Origin of the sequence: uncultured Campylobacter sp., from assembly GCF_938018035.1 — a bacterium.
Lineage (GTDB): Bacteria > Campylobacterota > Campylobacteria > Campylobacterales > Campylobacteraceae > Campylobacter_B.
This window is the reverse complement of sequence record NZ_CALIJF010000140.1, coordinates 1-3,326: the sequence shown is the minus strand read 5'-3', so window position 1 is coordinate 3,326 and position 3,326 is coordinate 1. Positions and strand designations below refer to the sequence as shown.

Here is a 3,326-nt window from a genome sequence, read left to right as displayed (position 1 = left end):
CTTACGATGCGGCGTGCTTCGGTGGCGCGACATTCGTAAGACCTAGCTTTTTTGACGAAATTTTTGCGTCGGAGCTTGCGGCGGCACGCAGCGCGCCCGCCAGGCTAGGGTGGGGCGATGCGCAAAGCCTTTTTGCGCTATTTCGCGCAAAGCCTGCACTGGATGTGGCGATGCGTCTAGCTAGTGCTAAGTTGCGCGGCGAGACGCTAAATATTGATCAGTTGCGCGGCGCGGATGGACATTTTAACTTTGCAAATTTTGCCCGCAGCGCGGCTGATCGCGACGCTTTGAGCCTTGCAAAAGACGCTTCGCGCAAAGAAAATCTCAAGGGCGGCGCGAGCGTAAAATTTGCGGGTACGAAATTTGCTAGCGCTTCGGCAAATTCTATGGGCGCGGAAGATAATCGCCTGGGGTTGCGCGGAGAGCAAGGCAGGTTCGCAGGAGGAGTGAGCGGTGGCATAAAATTTGCAGGGGCGGATCTTTTGGAAGGTGGAGAGAATTCTGCCGGCGATTTTGAGGCTAGGCAGCAAAGCAGCGAAGCTCGCGCGCAGAATGGATCTAATTTTGCAGACTTGCAAGAGGGCTTAAGCGACACTTCTGATCGCGCCGCGGAGGGTCTTTACGAATTACGCGGCGAGCGAGATTACCGAGATTTAAGCGCCTTGGGTGCTGAAAATTCCGCAAATTCCATAGACTCCGCTGCGATAAATTCTGCAAATTCCAAAAATCTCGCCGCTGCAAAATTTAAAAATCGCGCGAATACGCAAAGCCCTGCCGCGTCAAATTCTAAAATTTCGCCCTTTGCACGATTAAAGAAATTATTTTTCCCGCGTTCTTTGCGCGAGGATTGCGCGCAGAGTTTTGCCGCAGCGATTATGCGAGTTTGTGAGGGCTTTATTTCGCAGCAATGCGCTCGTGATTTGGGCGGAGCGATGGCTGGGGCGCTTGGCGTGCTAAGCCCACGCTATGACCGCGTAGTGTGGTACGTAGGCGGAGGCGCGCTCATCGCGGCGGCTGCGCTGGCGTGCGAGGGCTGCTTCGAGATGATCTTTGCGGAGCATTATTTTTGGGCGTTTGCGTGCGGCGTGGCAATCGCTGCTGCGGGGCTGTTAGGCGGTGTGGCGCTGTGGCTGGCAAGCGTAGTGCGGTGCGCTGTAAAAGCTCGTAAAATTCCGCGAGAGTATCGCTGCGGCAGGCGCGGCGGGGCGTTTGCTCGCTTTTGCAAAGCTCTGCTCTGCGCCGTTTTGGCTAGCGCAATCTACGGAGGCGCGGCAAATACGGGCTACGTGCCGAAAACCGGCGCAACAGGGCTACTGCAAGGGTGGATGCCTACATTTTTTGAGGACGAAAATTCCGCTTCCGCGAGTGATGGCGTAAATTCTGTAGACGAAAATTCTACGAGTGCAAGCTCTAGCGGCTCTGAAAGCCCTGCTTCAAATTCCATCTCCGGGGCGACTAAGGATTCCGCTGCGATGCAAAAGGATAAAATTTTATATATCCAAAAAAGCATCGGAGTGAAGCAGGATGGGATTTTTGGCGCACGCACTCTAAAAAAGGCGAGGGAGGTTTTGGATCAAAATTTAAGCAGCGTCGATGAAATTTACGAGGCTCTAAAAAGCAAAGAGCAGGCGAGAACGAACCCGAACTCTAGCGATCAAACTGCGCCTTAACGATAAATCCGCGCCTTAGGCTTGGCGGGCGATCTTAAAAAACCAAAAAGGATGAAAATGAAAAATAAAATTTTAATTTTAGCGCTCACCGCGGCGCTTGCCGCAAATTTCGCGCTAGCTGATTTCGTAGCCACCGCAGACGATATAAGTAGGGCTACGAAATCCTGCGATAAGGGCGATATGAAGTTGTGCGGGGCCTTGGCGCAGATTTATAATTATGGCTGGGGCGTGCCGCAAGATCTGCTAAAGGCTGCGCCGTTATACGTCAAAGCTTGCAAAGGCGGCGATGTGGAGTCGTGCGTAAATTTAGGCATTTTGTATCAAAGCGGAGAGGGGATGCCGCGCGATGAGGCGAAGGCGGCGGAGCTGTTCGACAAAGCCTGCGATGACGGGCACGCGATAGGCTGCAGTAACGCGGGCTCTGCGTATATCAAAGGCAGAGGCGTGCGCAAAGACGCTATAAAGGGCGTAGGTTACTATGTGCGCGGTTGCGATATGGATATCGCGGATAGCTGGGCTGCGTGCTTAAATTTAGCGCGTCTTTACGAGGGCGCAGATAATGCAAAAGCCGCGCAGTACTACAAAAAGGCCTGCGAGCTGGGCAGCAAGGATAGATTTATGAGCTCGGTAGCGGAGCATGAGCAGATATGGAAAAGCTCATGCGAAAGCTACGAAAGGCTTAAATAGCCGCGAAAATCTATGCTTTGAAGCAGACTCTCGCGCTAGCCGTGGCTACAGTGCAAGAACCATAGCGATTTCGCATAAATAGCGCAAATCTAAACATCAAGTATCCTGTAGGAGCGGAAACATAACGACGCAAGCTCTTAGCGGGCTCGTATTTTAGGAGGCAATATAATGACGCTAGCGCTGATCCGCCACGTTACGCCGCTGATCGATCGCGGCGTGTGCGACGCTGCAGAAGCCGCTTGCCGCGCGATCCTGTATGATACTACGCAAAGCTTAGCTCTGTATGAAACCTATAAATTTAAAAGCAGCGCCGCATACAAAAAGCTCACTCGCATAAGCCGAGTATGTTCGTCGCCTCTGCCGCGCGCCGCGCTTACGGCACAAAAGCTATTTCCGCAGCGAGACATAGAGTATTTGGAGGCTTTGCGCGAGTTTAATCTGCGAATATTTCCCGTGCCGCTAATAAAAATGCCGTTTGATTGCTGGCTCGTGCTCTCGCGCCTGCTGTGGCTGTGCGGCATGAACCCTAGTGACGCAAGTGCGAAAAAGGAGCGTCAGCGCGCGCTTGATCTGGCGCCGTCGCTGCTAGAAGCCGACACAGCAGTGATCGCACACGGCTTCGTGCTGCGCGTGATACGAAAGAGTGCACGACAAGCGGGCTACCGCTTGATATACCGTTTCTGCGAGGGTTGCTTCTGCGTGGAAATTTGGCGCCGCGCCGCGTAGAGATACAGCTCTGCGCGAAATTTTGAAATTTTGCGTTTTGTAAATTTTAAATTTATGTGTCGTTTGGCAACTGTCGCGAGGCGGCGAAATTTTATCATGCAATGAGCGCTGCTTTTTGAATGCGGATAGCCCGCCACCGCGAAGTAAAATTTAAACCATACGGCGCGAGCGAGGTGGTTTTTGAGCCAGAAGCGCAAAAAGCGCTGCAGCACATCAAGGCCTTGGGACTTGAGCGGCTAAACG

2 protein-coding genes and 1 pseudogene are annotated in these 3,326 nt (G+C 52.9%); all 3 read left to right on the top strand.

Annotated elements, in window-relative coordinates:
• Positions 1-1,670 (top strand): annotated as a pseudogene (locus tag Q0257_RS04155) (hypothetical protein); the annotation flags it as partial.
• A 57-nt stretch (positions 1,671-1,727) separates the two neighbouring features.
• On the top strand, positions 1,728-2,357 hold the full coding sequence (locus Q0257_RS04150) for a tetratricopeptide repeat protein (RefSeq protein WP_298021908.1): 630 nt from the start codon (positions 1,728-1,730) through the stop codon (positions 2,355-2,357).
• 168 nt (positions 2,358-2,525) lie between these two features.
• On the top strand, positions 2,526-3,083 hold the full coding sequence (locus Q0257_RS04145; protein ID WP_298021906.1) for a hypothetical protein: 558 nt from the start codon (positions 2,526-2,528) through the stop codon (positions 3,081-3,083).
• The last annotated feature ends 243 nt before the right edge of the window (positions 3,084-3,326 follow it).